Origin of the sequence: Photorhabdus noenieputensis (genome assembly GCF_018448935.1) — a bacterium.
GTDB lineage: Bacteria > Pseudomonadota > Gammaproteobacteria > Enterobacterales > Enterobacteriaceae > Photorhabdus > Photorhabdus noenieputensis.
Map to the genome: position 1 here is coordinate 1 of NZ_RCWC01000228.1, position 247 is coordinate 247.

At 60.7% G+C, this 247-nt stretch carries 1 protein-coding gene; it reads right to left on the minus strand.

All coding sequences use genetic code 11. From position 1 onward, the window contains the following. The coding region (locus EAE91_RS23945; RefSeq protein ID WP_244869038.1) for an IS66 family transposase at positions 1-247 on the minus strand (247 nt) is incomplete at both ends.

The following is a 247-nucleotide window of genomic DNA, read 5'->3' on the forward strand; positions in this document are numbered from 1 at the left end:
GACCGCAATCCGGGCAGCTCTCCGTCTCCGGCACCAGCCGGATATCTTCACGGGGTAAAGTCGCCGGCAAAGGCTGACGTTTAGGCTGGGTCGGGGTCGCGTTTTCCTTGATATGCAGGCGTGACAGTTGGGTTTCCAGCACCGCGATATCGGTATCGGCATCTTCCTCAAACTGACTGCGTTTGGGACCGGCAGGCAGGGTTTCGCTGTGCGCGCCAAAACGCCAGCGTTGCGCCTGTTTCAGGGC